At 60.0% G+C, this 18,192-nt stretch carries 17 protein-coding genes; 13 read left to right on the top strand and 4 right to left on the bottom strand.

Annotation, left to right across the window (positions count from 1 at the left end; translation table 11 throughout):
* Positions 1-145 precede the first annotated feature (145 nt).
* The 7 genes from HBO09_RS25350 (at position 146) to HBO09_RS25320 (ending at position 8,895) form a co-directional block, all read left to right on the top strand.
* The gene (locus tag HBO09_RS25350) at positions 146-1,915 is read left to right on the top strand and encodes an ATP-binding protein (RefSeq protein ID WP_169999457.1); all 1,770 of its coding nucleotides are present in this window, start codon (positions 146-148) and stop codon (positions 1,913-1,915) included.
* Positions 1,916-2,172: 257 nt separating this feature from the next.
* A complete protein-coding gene (locus tag HBO09_RS25345; RefSeq protein WP_169999458.1) occupies positions 2,173-2,715 on the top strand; it encodes a fimbrial protein in 543 nt (180 codons plus the stop codon).
* 61 nt (positions 2,716-2,776) lie between these two features.
* On the top strand, positions 2,777-3,517 hold the full coding sequence (locus HBO09_RS25340; protein WP_169999459.1) for a fimbria/pilus periplasmic chaperone: 741 nt from the start codon (positions 2,777-2,779) through the stop codon (positions 3,515-3,517).
* 34 nt (positions 3,518-3,551) lie between these two features.
* Positions 3,552-6,149, top strand: a complete 2,598-nt coding sequence (locus HBO09_RS25335; RefSeq protein WP_346266444.1) for a fimbria/pilus outer membrane usher protein — start codon at positions 3,552-3,554, stop codon at positions 6,147-6,149.
* Positions 6,146-7,237 carry a fimbrial protein gene (locus HBO09_RS25330; RefSeq protein WP_169999460.1) on the top strand — a complete coding sequence of 364 codons (1,092 nt, stop codon included), beginning with the start codon at positions 6,146-6,148 and terminating at the stop codon, positions 7,235-7,237. Before HBO09_RS25335 ends, HBO09_RS25330 begins: the two co-directional genes overlap by 4 nt.
* 114 nt (positions 7,238-7,351) lie before the next feature.
* Positions 7,352-8,578, top strand: coding sequence for an EAL domain-containing response regulator (locus HBO09_RS25325; RefSeq protein WP_169999461.1), 1,227 nt, complete (start codon positions 7,352-7,354; stop codon positions 8,576-8,578).
* The gene (locus tag HBO09_RS25320; RefSeq protein ID WP_169999462.1) at positions 8,575-8,895 is read left to right on the top strand and encodes a response regulator; all 321 of its coding nucleotides are present in this window, start codon (positions 8,575-8,577) and stop codon (positions 8,893-8,895) included. Before HBO09_RS25325 ends, HBO09_RS25320 begins: the two co-directional genes overlap by 4 nt.
* 402 nt (positions 8,896-9,297) lie before the next feature.
* On the opposite strand, the gene HBO09_RS25315 is transcribed toward HBO09_RS25320, so the two are convergent.
* Positions 9,298-10,212 carry a LysR family transcriptional regulator gene (locus tag HBO09_RS25315; RefSeq protein ID WP_169999463.1) on the bottom strand — a complete coding sequence of 305 codons (915 nt, stop codon included), beginning with the start codon at positions 10,210-10,212 and terminating at the stop codon, positions 9,298-9,300.
* A gap of 68 nt (positions 10,213-10,280) precedes the next feature.
* Here HBO09_RS25315 and HBO09_RS25310 point away from each other — a divergent pair, with 68 nt between their 5' ends.
* A complete protein-coding gene (locus HBO09_RS25310) occupies positions 10,281-10,769 on the top strand; it encodes a DMT family transporter (protein ID WP_169999464.1) in 489 nt (162 codons plus the stop codon).
* A 10-nt stretch (positions 10,770-10,779) separates the two neighbouring features.
* On the opposite strand, the gene HBO09_RS25305 is transcribed toward HBO09_RS25310, so the two are convergent.
* Together HBO09_RS25305 and yiaY are read right to left on the bottom strand one after the other, a co-directional pair.
* The gene (locus HBO09_RS25305) at positions 10,780-11,454 is read right to left on the bottom strand and encodes an NAD-dependent epimerase/dehydratase family protein (RefSeq protein WP_169999465.1); all 675 of its coding nucleotides are present in this window, start codon (positions 11,452-11,454) and stop codon (positions 10,780-10,782) included.
* Positions 11,455-11,545: 91 nt separating this feature from the next.
* On the bottom strand, positions 11,546-12,694 hold the full coding sequence (yiaY, locus tag HBO09_RS25300; RefSeq protein WP_169999466.1) for an L-threonine dehydrogenase: 1,149 nt from the start codon (positions 12,692-12,694) through the stop codon (positions 11,546-11,548).
* Between the two features lie 126 nt (positions 12,695-12,820).
* Between yiaY and HBO09_RS25295 the strand changes: the two genes are divergently transcribed.
* Positions 12,821-13,837 carry a DUF4917 family protein gene (locus HBO09_RS25295; protein ID WP_169999467.1) on the top strand — a complete coding sequence of 339 codons (1,017 nt, stop codon included), beginning with the start codon at positions 12,821-12,823 and terminating at the stop codon, positions 13,835-13,837.
* 146 nt (positions 13,838-13,983) lie between these two features.
* On the opposite strand, the gene HBO09_RS25290 is transcribed toward HBO09_RS25295, so the two are convergent.
* Positions 13,984-14,511 (bottom strand): XRE family transcriptional regulator, encoded by a 528-nt coding sequence (locus HBO09_RS25290; protein WP_029299116.1) that lies wholly within the window; start codon positions 14,509-14,511, stop codon positions 13,984-13,986.
* Between the two features lie 157 nt (positions 14,512-14,668).
* Between HBO09_RS25290 and HBO09_RS25285 the strand changes: the two genes are divergently transcribed.
* From HBO09_RS25285 to HBO09_RS25270, 4 genes are all read left to right on the top strand, one after another.
* Positions 14,669-15,451, top strand: a complete 783-nt coding sequence (locus tag HBO09_RS25285; protein ID WP_169999468.1) for an aldolase — start codon at positions 14,669-14,671, stop codon at positions 15,449-15,451.
* 25 nt (positions 15,452-15,476) lie between these two features.
* Entirely contained in the window at positions 15,477-16,364 is an 888-nt protein-coding gene (locus tag HBO09_RS25280) for a dihydrodipicolinate synthase family protein (RefSeq protein ID WP_169999469.1), read from the top strand.
* A 214-nt stretch (positions 16,365-16,578) separates the two neighbouring features.
* Entirely contained in the window at positions 16,579-17,118 is a 540-nt protein-coding gene (locus HBO09_RS25275) for an RNA polymerase sigma factor (RefSeq protein WP_169999470.1), read from the top strand.
* Positions 17,115-18,083, top strand: coding sequence for a FecR domain-containing protein (locus HBO09_RS25270; protein ID WP_169999471.1), 969 nt, complete (start codon positions 17,115-17,117; stop codon positions 18,081-18,083). Before HBO09_RS25275 ends, HBO09_RS25270 begins: the two co-directional genes overlap by 4 nt.
* The last annotated feature ends 109 nt before the right edge of the window (positions 18,084-18,192 follow it).

The following is an 18,192-nucleotide window of genomic DNA, read 5'->3' as shown; positions in this document are numbered from 1 at the left end:
CTCTTTTCGGTCACTTGATTGACCGCTTGGATTTTGAATTCTTCGGGGTAACGCGGGTTGCTCATGGCACCTCCTAATTAGCCTCAGTTTAAGGCAAAGAGGTGTCTACGAAACCCGGGGCGATTCAGTAATCGGCAAGACTGTGATGGCCGGCGTACTCAGTAACCCCAGCGAGGCCGCCAGCTACCATGAGGACTATTTGCAGGTCATGGAAGAAGGCGTTCCCTGTGTGCAGGACCGTTGCCTGACGATGGGCTCGGGCCAGGTCCTGATGATCTACCACTGGATGTTGCCGTACCGAGGCAGTGACGGTGAAGTCAACGGAATGATTGGGGGCTGGATCGATATCAGCGAACGCCAGCACTTGCTGGAGGCCTTGCGTGAGGCCAAGGAGCATGCCGACGATGCCAGTCGCGCCAAGACCACCTTCCTGGCGACCATGAGCCACGAAATCCGCACACCGATGAACGCGATCATCGGTATGTTGGAGCTGGCGCAAAAAAAAGCCGATCAAGGTTACATGGACCGAGTCTCCATCGAGGTGGCCTCCAACGCTGCCCACGGGCTGCTGGACCTGATAGGTGACATCCTCGACATCGCGCGCATCGAGTCTGGGCGACTGTCCCTGGCGCCGGAGCGGGCCAATCTGCTGGTGCTGGTCGAGTCAGTGGCACGCATCTTCGAGGGCTTGGCACGGCAAAAGCAACTACGGCTGATCCTTGACCTGGACGCCACGCTCAACTGCCAGGTCCTAGTGGACCCGCTGCGCTTCAAGCAGGTCGTCTCCAACTTGCTGAGTAACGCCATCAAGTTTACAGCGGTGGGGCAAGTACGATTAAGCATCAGCGCGGAGCCGAGCCGCAATGATGAGCGCTTGGCGCTTTGCCTGAGGGTAGAGGACAGCGGCAGTGGTATTTCCGTTGACGACCAACAACGCTTGTTTAACCCGTTCAGCCAGGCCAGCAACCACGGACAGGCGGCTCGCAGTGGCTCGGGCCTGGGGCTGATGATCAGTCGTACTCTGTGCGAAATGATGGGCGGCACCCTGACCTTGAGCAGTGTGTTAGGGCAAGGCACTCAGGTGGAGGTCCGTATCGCTTTGCCAACCCTACTGCCGGTTGATGAGCCCGCACCATCCTCAGCGTTGGCGACTCAACCGGTCCAGGTACTCAATGTATTGGTGATCGACGATTACCCGGCCAATCGCTTGTTGCTGACCCAGCAACTGAGTTTTCTCGGGCACCAGGTAAGCGACGCCGCAGACGGCGCCCATGGCCTGCGTGCCTGGCGCAGTCAGCATTTCGATGTGGTGATTACCGACTGCAGCATGCCGATCATGAACGGTTACGAACTGGCACGGGCCATACGTGATGAAGAGCGCAGCAATGGGTTTGCACCAGGGATGATCCTCGGCTTGACCGCCAACGCCCAACCTGAAGAGAAGGACCGCTGCCTGGAGGCGGGCATGGATGACTGCCTGTTCAAGCCGATCAGCCTCAACGACCTCAATGCTCGATTGGCGTCCCTGATACCCGCCAACGCGGTCGCTCCCTTAGAGCAAGAGACGCCGCCACCGACCATCGACGGCATCGACTTGACCAGCCTGATACACCTGAGTCGTGGTGATGACGCTGCTATCAGAAACCTGTTGCAAGACCTGGCAACCAGCAATGAACAGGATATGGCGCAACTGATCCGGTTGTTTACCCAGCATGACCTGAACGGCTTGAGTGATCTGGCACATCGCGTCAAAGGCGGTGCGAAGATTATCCAGGCGCATGCCTTGATCGAATGTTGCGAGGCGCTGGAGGCCAGCTGCAAAGGGTTGAACTCCGCAGTCCTGACTGACGCGGTCGATGCGCTGCAGCAAGCGATGGAACAACTGGGGCAGCGGCTGGAGATCTTCTTGGCCTGATACTCACTGCACCTTGAAAAAGCCGCCTCCACGATGCGGCTTTTTTTATTAGGCATGCAGGTGGCAAGAGTCAAAATTCTGCTAGGAATTTTCCTACAAGCCGAAGGGATGGATACTACTTGGGTGATCTGCTCCTCAAGGGAAGATGCATCTGTCGCACAAGACATGTGTTGTGTTAGTTGCTCACCCGCTTCGGCGTTTGGCAGCCCAACAAGGCTTGGCGATGGTGTTCATAACCTTACCTTTGGAGCTGTACCATGAAAGTTCAAGCACTCACCCTCGCTGCTCTGTTTTGCGCAACCGGCGCCCAGTTCGCCACTGCGGCTGATGGCACCATCAATTTTGCCGGCGAACTGCTCAACCAGACCTGCACCATCTCCGTTGGCGGTGTGGTCAGCCCAGCTGTCGCCACCGTCACGCTGCCGACCATTTCCAACAGTTTGCTCGACACTGCCGGCAAGACCGAAGGCCGTACGGGCTTCGATGTCACGCTCAGTGGTTGCACCGGTACGGCAACCACCGCAGCCGCATTCTTCAACTCTGGCTCAACTGTTGATCCTGCCACCGGCAACCTGAACAACACGACCGGCACCGCCACACTCGTTCAGTTGCAACTGATCGACGCCGTGACCGGTAACGCCATTCAGGCAGGCAACACCAACCAGAAGACCAACACCACGCGTAACACCCTGGCTTCCGGCGGCGTGCGTATGGACTACGCCGTGCAGTACTTCGCCACCGGCGCAGCCACCCCTGGCACCGTACTCAGTTCTGTGACCTACAACATCGACTACCAGTAAGCCGCTTTCACGTCGGCGCACCGTGATCCGGTACGCCGATGTTTGGCAGGTGAGGAGTGTTATGTCTCGCGTGAAGAATGTTCGTTTCAGTGCCTGCTTGATCCTGGCCTCCCTGGTCTGCTCCCAGGCCATGGCCGGAGTAGTGATCACAGGGACTCGACTGGTATACCCAGCCAGCCAGAAAGAAATTACCGTCAAGCTCAACAACAACGGAATGAAGCCGGCCCTGGTGCAAGCCTGGGTCGACACTGGGGATGTGCAGTCCAGCCCCACCAGTTCCAAGGCGCCGTTTGTGCTATCGCCGCCCGTCTCCCGTATCGATCCAAACAAAGGCCAGAGCCTGCGCTTGATGTTCACTGGTGCGCCGTTGCCTGCCAGTAAAGAATCAGTGTTCTGGTTCAACATTCTGGAGATCCCACCCAAGGCCGAAGGCCCGATGGAAATGAATGTGCTGCAAATGGCCTTCCGGTCCCGGATCAAGATTTTCTACCGCCCCGACGGCCTTCCAGGTTCGCCCAGCGACGCGCCACAACAGGTGCAATGGAAAGTGATTGCCGACGGTGCGGGTTATGCCTTGCAAGCTTTCAACCCAACGGTCTACCACGTGTCTTTGGTGGAGCTGGCCTTAGTCGCGGGTACCCAGCGTTACGAGGCTGACGGCGGCATGGTTGGACCGGGCGAAAGCACCCTGTTCACCTTGCCGGCGCTCAAGTCTGCGCCGGGCGCTTCGGCACAGGTCGAGTTCAACGCCATTAACGATTACGGTGCACTGGTGCCGACCAAGCAACCGCTTAAGCCCTGATCGTCACGCGATCGTTCCTGCGCACGAGTACCTTATGACGACTATTCCACGCCTGGGCGATTGCCCGCAGGTGCAACCTCGCTTTGCCCTCAATCCAGTGACAGCGATGATCGTCAAGGCCCTGGCACTGTTGCCGGGCGCGATGGTCGCGCAAGGGGCATGGGCCGAAGACGTGCAGTTCAACGACGCCTTTTTGCCTGAAGACTCCCGCAGCCTGGACCTGACCCAATACGAGAAAGGCAACCCGGTGCTGCCTGGCGAATATCGGGCAGACATGGCGATCAACGGCAAGTTGGTGACTCGTCAGGATATTCGTATTCATGCTGCTGAGGACGGGAGCGACCCGATGGTCTGCTTCAACCCAAGCATGTTGGAACTGCTGGGTGTGGACATGCACAAGCTGTCGCCTGAAGCCATGGCAAGCCTGGAAAGTGGGGCGCCGTGCCTGGACATCGGCCAGTTGATCGACAGCGCCACGGCCAGTTTTTCGCCGTCCACCCAGTTACTGGACATCAGCATTCCGCAAATCGCCCTGCGCCGGGATGCCAGGGGCTATGTCAGCCCGGAACTGTGGGACCGTGGCGTCACTGCTGGCACCCTTAGCTACACCTTCAACGGCAACCACAACAGAACCGACTTCGGCAACTACGACTCGGCTTACCTGGGGCTGAACGCCGGCTTGAACCTGGGTGACTGGCGCTTGCGACATAACGGCTCGATGAGCTGGCAGAAGGAAACAGGGCAGGACTACCAGACCCTCAATACCTACGCGCAGCGTGACGTCACCAGCTTGCGCAGCCAACTGACTGTGGGCGAGTCCAATACCAGTGGCGAGATCTTCGACACCCTGGCGTATCGCGGTGTGCAGCTGGGTACGGACGATCGCATGTTGCCTGAATCCCAGCGCGGTTATGCGCCGGTGATTCGCGGTATTGCCCGCACCGGTGCACGGGTAGCAGTCCGCCAGGCCGGTAATCTGCTCTATGAAACCACCGTGGCGCCAGGCGCCTTTGTGATTGATGACCTGTATTCCACCGGCTACGGCGGCGACCTGGACGTGACGGTCTATGAAGCCGACGGCAGTGAACAGCGTTTTATCGTGCCTTACGCCGCCGCCGCACAACTGCTGCGCCCTGGCACTTCACGCTACAGCGTCACGGCCGGTGAGACCCGCAACAACTTCACCTCGAACCAGGCAAGGTTGGTGCAGGGCACCTATCAGGTGGGCTTGAGCAATATCTTCACCGGTTACACCGGCGCACAAGCCAGCGATGATTACCGCTCGCTGCTGGGCGGCCTGGCATTCAGTACGCCGATCGGCGCGGTATCGATAGACGTCACCCAGGCGCAGACCCAATTCAAAAGCGGCCAGGACAGCGGCCAAAGTGTGCGCATGAGTTACAGCAAAAATATTATCAGCACCGGCAGTAACTTTGCCGTGGCCGCCACGCGGTTCTCCACAGAAAAATACCTGGATTTCAGCAATGCAACGTTACTGCTGGATGCTGAGCGCAATGGTATCGACACCAGCTTCTACGCTCGCCCACGCAGCCGGTTGTCGCTGACCGCCAACCAGAGCCTTGGGCCTTGGGGCCAAGTGGCGTTCAGCGGTTTCTCACAAGACTACTGGAACCAGCCGGGTCGGGATGTGCAGTACCAATTCAGCTACAACAAGCAGGTTGGGCGGGTCAGCTATGGCGTGAGTGCCAACCGCAGTCGGGTCGGCTTAGGGGAGATGGATAACAGCCTGCTGTTCACTATGAGCATGCCCCTGGAGTTTGGCTCCTCGACCAACCAACCCCAATTGTCGACGCGCTTACTGCGCGATACCAACAGCCAGTACAGCGAACAAGCGACCCTCAGCGGCACTGCCGGCGAGGATCGCCAGTACAGCTACAGCCTGACCGGTGGCCATGAAGGCGCTACCGGCTCCAACAGTACGTCGCTCAATGGTCAATACACCGGTTCCAAAGCCTTGGTCGGCGCGACAGTCAGTCGTGGCGAGGGTTATGACAGCCTGTCCCTGAATGCCAGCGGCAGCGTGGTCGCCCACCCCAACGGGGTGACGTTCACGCCATATCGCGGCGAAACCTTGGCGGTGGTCACGGCCGAAGGCGCTGAAGGGGCCAAAGTGGTCGGCTTTCCTGGCCTCAAGCTCGATGGCCGTGGCAATGCCGTGGTGCCGTACCTGCGCCCTTATGAGTTGAACGAAGTGGCCATTGACCCGTTGGGCACCTCGTTGAACATCGAGCTCAATGAAACCAGCCAACAAGTGGCGCCGCGCGCCGGTGCGGTGGTGGCCCTCAAGTACGGCACTCGCAATGGCCAGGCACTTTTACTCAATGTGACCCTCGGCGATGGCAGCCCATTGCCGTTCGGTGCCAGCGTGATGGATGACCGTGGTGTGTCGGTGGGCGTGGTCGCTCAGGGCGGTCAGTTGTATGCCCGAGTCAAGGAGGATGCCCGCAGACTCTTGATCAACTGGGGTAATCAGGCCGGTCAACAGTGTGCATTGCCATTACCTCCCGGCACCAACGACGGCAAGCAACTACGGCAGGTAGATGCCGTGTGTGCGGTCGTTCAATCAGATAATCGCGTTGCTTCTGTGAGCAGTGCAGGAGAGAAAAAATGATGATCTTCAACCGTTTGGTTGCCGTGGTGGGGTTGTCCCTGGTCGCGAGTGTAGCGATGGCCAACTGTAACTACTCGAGCACTCCCGGCAGCTTGGTTGCCACCCAGCCGTTACTCGGTGGCAATCTCACGGTTGGCCGGGATGTGCCTTTGGGCGCGGAGATCTATCGCCAGACCTTCACATCAGCGGTCAACTACACGATCGCTTGTTCCGCAGGCATCTATAACATTGAGACGCGACGCTCTTTGCCGGTCACACCCTTGGCGTTGTCTAGCTGGGCAGGGACGCCCTATGGCGGCCATGTCTATCAGACTGGGGTACCTGGAATCGGCGTAGCTATCTGGTTCGCGGGCACCCCTCTGCCCTCCTCCAGTAACGTCGCAAACTGTGGTGGCGGAACCAGCGGGTGCAACCTGAATATTACCGGTGCGCTAAGTTTTGATATGTCATTCATTAAAATTGGCAATGTCTCGCCCGGGACGATTCAGGGCTCATCCCTGCCTACCATGACCCAGTCTCGCGTCAGCAGCAACAACCTGGCGGTTCAACGGGTCAACTTTTCCGGGAGCATCAACATCGTTTCGCGCACCTGCTCGACACCGGACGTCAACGTGCCGATGGGCAGTCATATGCTCAGTGAGTTCTCCGGGCCTAACACTTTTACGCAGTGGAAGGACTTTTCAATCGCTCTGAACAATTGCCCGGCCTTCAACGGGTATTACCAGACGAGCGGCCCGCGTTGGGCCAGTGACGGAACCGCCAGCAACCTCGACTCGCGCAAGAATAACGTGCTGCAAGTACGCCTGGATCCGACCCGCACGCCTCTCAATGCGTCGCTGGGCATCCTGAGCCTCAACCCCAGCGCGCCCGGCGATGATCCCGCCGCCACAGGGGTGGGCGTGCAAGTGGCTGATAGTCACGCAACGCCAATGCCGCTGTCCACCCTGCGTGCCAGTGGCATCACCACGCGCGCCGAAGAAGGTGCCAGCTACAGCATCCCGCTGAAGGCTCGGTACCTTCAGACCGAAAGCAGCATTACCGCCGGCCCGGCAAATGCCACGGCCACGTTCACCATCAATTACTACTGAGCCCCCGGGGGCGTCGCTCGGAAATTTCCTACAAGATTTTGGGCGTTTTCACGCGAATTGCTTCGCTCAATTACGCACACTCCTCCCCTCCCATTAGCAAGCGAGAGAGCCGTCATGTCCTTCACATCGCTCCGGGTGTTGGTACTCGAAGACCACCTTTTCCAGCGTTCCGTGGCCGTCAACCTACTCAAACAACTGGGCTGTGGCGAGGTCCTGGAGGCGAGTAACGGCACCGAAGCCCTGGCTGTGCTGCAAGGCGTGGGCTCTGTGGACGTGGTGGTCTGTGACCTGCAAATGGAGGGCATGGATGGGCTGGAGTTCATTCAACGCATCAGTGCGCACGGCCAGGTCGGCGCAATCATCGTCAGCAGTGGGTTGCCGGGGGATGTGCGCCGTGCCGTGAGCCAGATGGGCGCCTTGCTCGGCGTCAACATGCTGGGCGATACCGGCAAACCGTTGCAGATAGAAACGTTGCAGCCATTGCTTGAGCGGGTCCTGAGCACCAGTTGCGAAGTGCCTCAACCACAGCCGAGCCTGGAACTGGCCGACGAGCAACAGGTGCGGCGCGCCATTCTCGATCAACAACTGCAAGCCTATTACCAACCCAAGTTCGATTTGCACAGTGGCGCAGTGTTGGGAGTGGAGGTGCTTGCTCGCTGGAACCATCCCTTCCAGGGCGTGCTGTCACCGACGGTGTTTCTGCCGGCGATGGAGCGAAGCGGCCTGATGGACGAGTTGTTGTTTTGCCTGATGCAACAAGCGCTGGCCCTTCAACGGCAGGCCTTGAACCTGGGAATAGCTCTGGACTTGGCCTTCAACCTGCAAGCGGCACAATTGACCGAGGTGGAGCTGACCCTTCACATCAAAAGAATCCTCACCACCCACCAGACGCCCTGCGCCAGTGTGACGTTCGAGCTGACTGAAAGCGGATTGCTTGAGGTGCCGGCCGTTTCCCTGGAGAACCTGGTGCGTTTGCGCATGATGGGCTGTCGCTTGTCCATCGATGATTTCGGCGCCGGGTTCTCTTCGCTACAGCGCCTGTGCCAGTTGCCGTTCAACGAAATAAAACTCGACGCGGAGTTCGTCCGTGGCCTGCTGCATGAGCCGCGCTGCCGGGCGGTCATCGGCAGTACCCTGGCCCTGGGGCAGACCCTGAGCATGTCCGTGGTGATCGAGGGCATTGAAACGGCCGAACAGCATCAAGCGTTGCTGGCATTGGGTTGCACCCAGGGGCAGGGGTATTGGCATGCACGGCCCATGAATGGCGCCGACCTGCTGCGCTGGTTGCAGCGCAATGCCGGGCGGCCTGTATCCAGCAACCATGCTGGAGGCCATCGATGATTAACAAAGCGCTGCGCATCATGATTGCCGACCCCGAACATGCTCAACGCCTACGCCTGGAGCGAGATTTCAATCGCCAGGGCTATTACGCCATTGCGCCGGTTCCGAGCCTGGAAGACCTGCTTAACTTGGTGGAGTACGGCGATCGCGGCTTTGACCTAGTGCTGATCAATGGCAGTCTTGTCGGCAGCGAGGGTTTCAACCTGCACGATTTCTGCCTGGACCATCCCTTGATGGGGCAGGCGCTTATCTACGACCTGCCGCCACCGCAGTTTGCGACCTTTAGTGCTATGCGAAAGCTCTCAGATGCCAGCTAACGTCACAGTTGCGCCTTGGGCAGAAGACTTAATGCCGCTTGCAAGGCTTGACGTTCTAGCAACCGAACGGTGTCCCAATGCAGTCCGAACATCGGCGCCACGTGTAGCGTGGGAAGACGTTCACAGGCTTGATGACCGCCACTGCCAGACGCCGCGTCATGCGGGCATGGCGATCCAGCCAACTGACAGCCTCCATGCGTTTGCCACAGTCGCGGCAACCAACACGCCGGAGCAAAACTTTCAGGCGCACCGCATGACCGAGAATGGGCAAATCACGAATGACTCGCTCGCAATACTCATGCGTGGATGAACAGGGTTTCTTGCAGTGCATCGGGCGTTTTTTATCGGGTGCTGAAAAAGGGTGTGTTACGCACTAGAGGGTAACCGCTCCGGTTATGGCGGCTACGCGAGCACGTCCTGCACTTGCGCGATCAACCACTGCAAGGCGCTGTCCCCGCCGCGGCGCTTATGCCAGGCCAGCACAAAACCGAAGGACGGAATATGAAACGGTGGTGGCACCACCAGCAGATGCCGTGGATCGATGTTCCGCAGCCCCTGTGAGGACACGGTAAGGATCAGATCGGTGCCCTGGATCAACTGCGGCGCGACGCTCCAATGCGGCAGGCTGATCGCCACATGCCGCCGCTCACGGATCGCGGTCAGCGCCCGTTCGATTTCCGGGGTGCCACTGCCGCGCATTTCCAGCAGCACATGGGGCCGCGCCAGGTAGGTGGGCAAGTCGAGCACACCATCAGCGGGCAAACTATCGCGGTCAACCAGGCAGGCGTAGTGCTCTTGGAACAATGGCGTGCTGCGCAACTCGCCCGGCAGGTCGGGGAAGACCCCGGCTGCCAGGTCGATCTCGCCACTCAGTACCCCTTCCTGCATGCCTTCGCGACTGGCGTGGGTGACGGCCAGATCAATCCCCGGCGCCTGCTCGCGTAGCGCCCGCACCAGCCCGGGCAACAGCAACGCCGCGCCGTAATCAGACATGGCCAGGCGAAAGGTGCGCCTGGCCGAAGCGGGCTCGAAACGGTTCGGCGCCAGCAGCGACTGCACTTGGGCCAGCGCATCGGCCAAGGGCGCAGCCAGTTCCAATGCGCGAGCGGTGGCGACCAGACCGCTGCCCTGGCGCACCAGCAACGGGTCGCCCAGCAGATCCCGCAATCGCGCCAGCGCATGGCTCACCGCCGGTTGGCTCAGGTGCAGGCGCTCGGCGGCGCGGGTGACGTGCTGCTCGCTGAGCAACGCGTCGAGGATCACTAGCAGGTTAAGGTCGATGCGGCGCAGATCATTCATGACGTGCATGTTCAACATAAGAACTTGGAATTTAAATCTGCGCGACGAATACCGTAGAGTCCAGTAAAACCTTTGGGAGAGTGATCATGACCACGTTGCATTGGCTGGGCTTGTTACTGTTGGCGGTGATTGCCGGGGCGGTGGTGCCGTTTCAGAGCGCGATCAACGCTAACCTCGGGCGCGGCCTCGGGCATCCGCTGTGGGCGACCCTGGCCTCGCTGCTGGTGAGTATCCTGGTTTTGCTGCCGGTGATCCTGGCTTTACGGTTGCCGCTGCCAAGCCTGGGTTTTATCAGCAAGGCGCCGCTGTGGATGTGGACTGGCGGCGCATTTGGCGTGTGTTTTATCTCCCTGGCCCTGGTCCTGCTGCCCAAACTCGGGGCTTCGGGATTTATCGCCCTGGCCCTGAGCGGGCAGATCCTCGCCTCGTTGTTACTTGATCACTTTGGCTTGTTTGGTTTGGTAGAACGGCAACTGACAGCGCCCCGCCTGCTCGGGGTGCTGATGTTGATCGGTGGGGTGGCATTGATTCAGTTCAGTGCCGCGCCCGCCAAGGCATTGGCCGCTGCGGGTTAAACCCGGGCCATCACCGCCGCTCGGCGGCCAGGCGATTGATATGGGCAGGTTCGATCACCGGTTGCGGCGCGCCATGCCGGACCACGGCCAGCATCGCCCGCCCCACCGTCTCGGTACTGACCACCCAGACCGGCCGCACGCGGCGCACCAGCGATAGCAGCGGCCCGATCAGGGTGTAGATCGTCTGGTAAAGCCGGGTTTTCGAACGCACGCCATGCAACGGCTGGATAATCCCCGGACGGAACAGGTAAACCGCCTTGAACGGCAGGCGCAGCAAGGCATTCTCGGTCTTGCCCTTGACCCGCGCCCACATCACCTTGCCCCGCTCGGAGCTGTCGGTGCCCGTGCCGGACACATACACAAAGGTCATCTGCGGATTTAGCCGCGCCAGGCTGCTGGCGGCGACCAGGGTCAGGTCGTAGGTCTGGCGGGTGTAGGAGGCTTCATCCATCCCCACCGACGACACCCCCAGGCAAAACAGACAGGCATCAAAGCCTTGCAGCAAATGTTCCAGGGGTTGGAAGTCGAACATATCGGCGTGCAACACCTGATGCAGCTTGCCATGCTCCTGGGTCAACGCCGTGCGCCCCACCGCCACCACTTCCTGCACATCAGCGGCCAGTAGACACTCACGCAACACGCCCTGGCCGACCATGCCGGTGGCGCCGAATAGCAGAACTCTCATAAGGGTGGGCCTCGGTGGCAAGCTTCAAGTTAAGAGCTGTACGAAGTGTTCAGGTTAACAGCTTGTCGCTTGAAGCTTGCCACTGCTGGACTCAAAACGCGCTGCGGAAAATCTCCTCGATCTGCCGCTGATCCGCCCGCCGTGGGTTGGTCAGGCCGCACGCATCCTTGAGGGCATTGGTTGCCAGCAGTGGGATGTCTTGCAGCTTGGCCCCCAGTTCACGCAGGCCAGCCGGGATGTCGACATCCTGGGACAGGCAGCGGATCGCCGCGATGGCCGCCTGCGCGCCCTCTTCGGGGGTGGCGTGTTTGTCGGCCACACCCAGGGCGCGGCCGACATCGCTCAGGCGCGCCGCGCTGACGCTGGCGTTAAAGCTTTGGACATGGGGCAGCAACACCGCATTGCACACGCCATGGGGCAAGTCGTAAAGGCCGCCCAGTTGGTGGGCCATGGCGTGGACAAAACCCAAGGAGGCGTTGTTAAAGGCCATGCCCGCCAGAAATTGCGCGTAGGCCATGTTTTCCCGGGCCGCCATATCGCTGCCGTCGCGTACCGCCAGGCGCAGGTTGGCGCTGATCAGTTCGATCGCCTTGATCGCGCACGCATCAGTGATCGGGTTGGCGGCAGTGGAAACATAGGCTTCGATGGCGTGGGTCAGCGCGTCCATACCGGTGGCGGCGGTCAGGCCCTTGGGCATGGCGACCATCAGCGCCGGGTCGTTGACCGACAGCAATGGCGTGACGTTACGGTCGACGATGGCCATTTTCACGTGGCGGGTTTCGTCGGTGATGATGCAAAAACGGGTCATTTCGCTGGCAGTACCCGCGGTGGTATTGATCGCCACCAGGGGCAGTTGCGGCTTGCTCGATTGGTCGACACCTTCGTAGTCGCCAATATGCCCGCCATTGGTAGCACACAGGGCGATGCCCTTGGCGCAGTCATGGGGCGAACCACCGCCCAACGACACCACAAAGTCGCAGCCACTGGCCTGCAGCAACGCCAGGCCGTTCTCGACGTTTTCCACGTTGGGGTTGGGTTTGGCGCCGTCATAGATCACCGAGTCGATGTCCTGCATCGCCAATTTCTCGGCAATCATGCTGGCCACGCCCGCCTTGGCCAGGCCGGCGTCGGTGACAATCAGGGCCTTGCGAAAACCGTAGTTGCGGATCGCGTTCATGGCTTCGTCGAGGCAGTCGATGCCCATGATGTTGACGGCGGGAATGAAGAAGGTGCTGCTCATGATGAATCCTCGGGGATGCGTTGATGCCTACAGCATCAACCCCACCCGCCTGCGGCATCTTGACCAAGATCAACGCCCGCCCGTGATAAAGTCACCGCCCAGCCGTTTTTGAGTAGACCCGCCGCAATGAAGGATTTCCAGGATATCGACGCCACCCTTGAAGACTGGAACGCACTGCGCAGCAGCACCACCTTCGCCGCCATCCTGATCGGCAACGGTGCCAGTCGCGCGGTGTGGGAAGATTTTGCCTACGACTCGCTGTTTGAAAACGCCCGCACCGTCGAAGAGAAGCCCTTGAGCGCCTCTGAATTGAGCGTGTTTGACGCGATGCAGACCCGCAGCTTCGAGCAGGTCCTGGGCGCCCTGAAAACCACCAGCCGCGTCAACAAGGCCCTGGCCGTCAGCTCCGCCGCGCCGCGCAATCGCTACTACGCGATCAAGGAAGCGCTGATCAATAGCATCCACGCCGTGCATATCCCCTGGCGCCTGGTGCAGCCGTCGACCCTGGCCACGATCAATCAGGAACTGGCGAGTTACAAGACGGTGTTCACCAGTAATTACGACCTGCTCAACTACTGGTCGATCCTGCACACGCCCGGCATTGACGACCTGTTTCGCGGCGCCGATTCACGCTTTGACCTGCGCGATAGCGCCACCGCCGCGACGCGCATTTTGTACCTGCACGGTGGCCTGCACCTGGTGCGCAACCTGGACGGCTCGGCGCGTAAATTGCCGTCCACCGACAGCTCGTTGCTCAGCAGTTTTGCCATCAACAACACCATCAAGACCCTCGACGATGTGCCGCTGTTTATCAACGAAGGCCCGAGCAGCGAGAAGCTCAAAAGCATTCGCAGTTCGGATTACCTGTCGTTCTGCTATGAGCAGTTGCTGGGGCAGGCAGGCGCGCTGTGCATCTTTGGCCATCACCTGAGCGAACAGGATGGGCACTTGGTGGAGGCGATTCGTCGGTCGCAGATCAAGACCCTGGCGATCTCGGTATTTGGCCGCAGCGACGGGTTTATCCAGCAGCAGAAGCGTCGGTTTGCCGCGCTGTTTGAGGGGATGGAGGTGGAGCTCAGGTTCTTTGCGGCACGCAGCCATGCGCTGGGCAAGCCCGCGCTGTCGGTGCCTGTCGAGCACTGATCCCAGCCTCACTGGAGACCCCATGTGGAAGAGGGCTTGCTCGCGATAGCGGTGGGTCAGACGCTGGATGTGTTGAATGACACACCGCTATCGCGAGCAAGCCCGCTCCCACACAAGCCAGCTCCTACATTGACCGTGTTCCAGGCCTATTCTTCAGCGCTGTGTACCACCACCAGCAACTGCGCTTGCACCTCACCCACTGAACGGATCCGGTGGGGCTTCTGTGCATTGAAGTGCAACGCATCGCCGCGCTCAAGCAACACCCGTTCGCTCATGAAGTCCACTTCCACCCGGCCTTCATGCACGAACAGAAACTCCTCCCCCACATGCTCCTTGAAGGTCTTGTCGCTGAACTCCGATGGCGGATAGATGATGAAAGGCAGCAGGCTGCGCTCGCTGACCTGATGGGCCAGCACCGCATAACCCGGAGAGGTATCTGGCCGCTCGTGGCTGCGCACCAGGCTGTAGCTGTCGAGGCTGACACTGTCTTCGCTGAACAACTCTTCGACCTTGACGTTCAACGCCTTGGCCAGTTTCAGCGCAGCGGCAATCGACGGGGTGTTCAGGCCACGTTCGACTTTCGACAGGTAACTCTTGGTCATCCCGGATTTTTCGGCCAATGCCTCCAAGGTGACTCCGAGTTTTTTTCTCAATAATTTCAAACGGATAGACATGCGCAGCGATTAATCCAAGCAGGATGCGATGATTATTGCTTGCCAATGACACAAGGTGTCATATAGCCTCTTTAGTGTCATTTGCAGAACCCAACGACCTTGCGAGCAGCGGGAACCAGCAAATCGACGTCCATTGAACCACCCAAAGGACACCGATATGGCCAAGACATTAGCACTCCCCAAAGACCAACTGGTCAAGCAAGCGCTGACCCAGATGCAAAGTACCCTGGCGGATAATACGTGGACCGACCGGCAAAAGCTGGCCCTGACCTGCCGTATTCTGTTCGAGAACGGCCACGACTCGGGCCTGGCCGGGCAGATTACCGCCCGTGGCCCGCAGCCTGGCACCTACTACACCCAGCAACTGGGCCTGGGTTTCGATGAAATCACCGCCAGCAACCTGCTGCTGGTCAACGAAGACCTGGAGGTGTTGGAAGGCCACGGCATGCCCAACCCGGCCAACCGTTTTCACAGCTGGGTCTATCGTGGCCGGCCGGATGTGAACTGCATCATCCACACCCATCCGACCCACATCGCGGCGCTGTCGATGCTCGAAGTGCCACTACAGGTGTCGCATATGGACCTGTGCCCGCTCTATGAAGACTGCGCATTCCTCGAAGCCTGGCCGGGTGTGCCGGTAGGTAATGAAGAAGGCGAAATCATCACCGAAGCCCTGGGCAACAAGCGCGCCATCCTGCTGTCGCACCACGGCCAGTTGTCCACCGGAAGCACCATCGAAGAAGCCTGCGTGATCGCGCAATTGATCGAACGGGCGGCCAAACTGCAATTGCTGGCCATGGCCGCCGGTACCATCAAACCGATCCTGCCGCAGTTGGGACGCGAGGCCCATGACTGGATCTCCAAGCCCAAGCGCCACGGCGCCGCGTTCAACTACTACGCTCGGCAGAACCTGCGCCAACACGCCGATTGCCTGAACTGAAGCCTTTTTCGACCGGAGACATTCCATGTCCAGCCCTACTATTCACGGCATCATCGGCTACACCATCACCCCGTTCAGCGCCGACGGCAGCACCCTTGACCTCGACGCCCTGGGCCGCTCCATCGACCGTTTGATCGACAGCGGCGTGCATGCAATCGCCCCGTTGGGCAGCACCGGTGAAGGCGCCTACCTGAGCGATGCCGAGTGGGACGAAGTCAGCGCCTACAGCATCCGCAAGGTCGCCAAGCGTGTGCCGACCATCGTCAGCGTGTCCGACCTCACCACCGCCAAGGCCGTGCGCCGCGCACGCTTTGCCGAAGCTGAAGGCGCTGATGTGGTGATGGTGCTGCCGACGTCTTACTGGAAGCTCACTGAAGCGCAGATCCTTGCGCACTACGCCGCTATTGGCGATAGCGTCGGCGTGCCGATCATGCTCTATAACAATCCGGCCACCAGCGGCACGGATATGTCCGTGGAATTGATCCTGCGCATCGTCAACAGCGTTGATAACGTGACGATGGTCAAGGAGAGCACCGGCGATATCCAGCGCATGCACCAGCTATACCGCCTGGGCGAAGGCCAGGTGCCGTTCTACAACGGCTGCAACCCGCTGGCCCTGGAAGCCTTCGCCGCCGGGGCCAAGGGTTGGTGCACCGCTGCGCCGAACCTGATCCCGCAGCTCAACCTGGACCTGTACCAGGCAGTGTTGGCCAACGACCTGAACCAGGCGCGGGAGCTGTTCTATCGGCAGTTGCCGGTGCTCGACTTCATCCTCAAGGGTGGTTTGCCGGCGACGATCAAGGCGGGTTTGCGCATGACCGGGCTGGAGGTAGGTGATCCGCGACTGCCGGTGTTCCCGCTGGACATGGCAGGACAGGCCCAATTGCAGAAACTGCTGACCTCATTGAGCTAAACCACAACCCTGTGGGAGCGGCGGTGCGACGATTCGACTTGCTCGCGAATGCGGTCGATCAGCCAATACATTTATCGACTGATACACCGCTTTCGCGAGCAAGCCCGCTCCCACATTGGATCGCATAGGCCTTTAAATTTACGGAGACAAATAGCAATAGTTCTCGATATCATTCGCGACTTTTCTGCAGCGTGCTGCGTCAAGAAGGATATCCATGTCTCGTTTCAAGCCCGACCCGTTGTCGGCCGACGCCTTTCGCAGGTTTTATGCAGATATCCTGCATTACCTGCGCAAACGCACGGACAACGCCAGCGACGCGGCGGACATGACTCAGGATGTCTTTACCCAATGGCTGGACTACAACGACCGGACCAAGGTCGAGCAGCCACGGGCTTTTCTGTTTCAGATGGCACGCAACCTGTTGCGTGACCATTGGCGCAAACAAAAGGTGCGGCACAGCGTCCACCCTGAACAGGCCGAATGGGACGCCGAGCCTGTCACCGACGAGCAAAACGATCCCATGGCCGCCGCTCAACGCCTCCAACGCCTGGAACAGTTGAAAGAAGTCCTCGCCGAACTCTCGCCCCGCAGGCGAGAAGCCCTTATGCTGCACCGCTTCGAAGGCCTGAGCCAGGCGCAGATCGCCGAGCGCATGGGAGTTTCGATCAGCATGGTGGAAAAGCACATCGCCTTTGCCCTGCTGCACTGCAAGCAGCGACTTCAAAAAGACCCGGGCAAGGAGCAGCCAGAATGACCCGTTTGAGCAACCGCGACGGCCATGGAATTGATGAGCACGACACCATCGATGCCCAGGCAGCCAGTTGGTTTGCACGCAATCGCAACGAATGTGGCGCACTGGACCGCAAGGCCTTCGCCGCCTGGCACGCCGTGCCGGCCCATGCGCGCGCCTACGCCGAATTCGAACAGTTGTGGGCCGATCTTGGCGAACTGCAGCAATTGAACAAACCCGTGCCTTTGCCCACGCGCAAGCCCGCGCCTTGGCGCCCGGCGCTGGCGGTGGCTGCTGCCCTGGTCTGCGCCTTTCTCGCCAGCAACCTGGGCGCCCCGCGCGGGCTTTATCACACCGAAGTCGCGGCGCAGGACAAAGGCATGCGCACCCTGGCCCTGCCGGATGGCAGCACCTTGTACGTCAATGCCAGCACGCGGTTGCGGGTGGACTTCGATGCCCATCGCCGCGTGATCCACCTGGACCATGGCCAGTTGTACGTGGAGGTGGCGCCCGACAAGGAGCGGCCGCTGTTCGTGCGCGCTGGCGAGGCCGACGTGCGGGTGGTGGGCACCGCGTTCGATGTGCGTCGCGGTCAGCGACAACTGGTGGTCAGCGTGGCCCACGGGACCGTCGCCTTCGCCCCTGACCAGAAAGCCAGCGCCGTCATGCTCGGCGCCCAACAACGGGCGACCTACAGCTACGCCAAGGGCTCCATGCAACAACAGACCCTAGCGGCGGGCGAAGTCGCCGACTGGCGCAGTGGGCACTTGTCCTTTCGTAATCGTGAATTGGCCAGCCTGCTGGATGAGCTGAGCCTGTACCGGCCCAAGGCCGTGGTGTTGGCCGATGGCCCAGTGGCGCACCTGAAGGTTTCCGGCAATCTTGATGTCAATGACCCGGACGCGTTGCTCAACGCACTGCCTGCCTTGCTGCCGGTGAAAACCGTGCCCTTGGCCGACGGTAGGATCCGTATCGAAGCGCGCAAGTAACACCACTTGAGAATATTTTGCATTCGCATATGAGGATTTTTTTTCCTGCCGCGTCTTCCTCCGGTCTGCGTTTGATACGCATGCCTTTTTTGGCTATTTAGCCGCCTTG

The organism is Pseudomonas sp. WS 5027, assembly GCF_012985695.1.
GTDB lineage: Bacteria > Pseudomonadota > Gammaproteobacteria > Pseudomonadales > Pseudomonadaceae > Aquipseudomonas > Aquipseudomonas hygromyciniae.
Note: the sequence above shows the minus strand (reverse complement) of the source record. Positions and strands in the feature narration are given on the sequence as shown.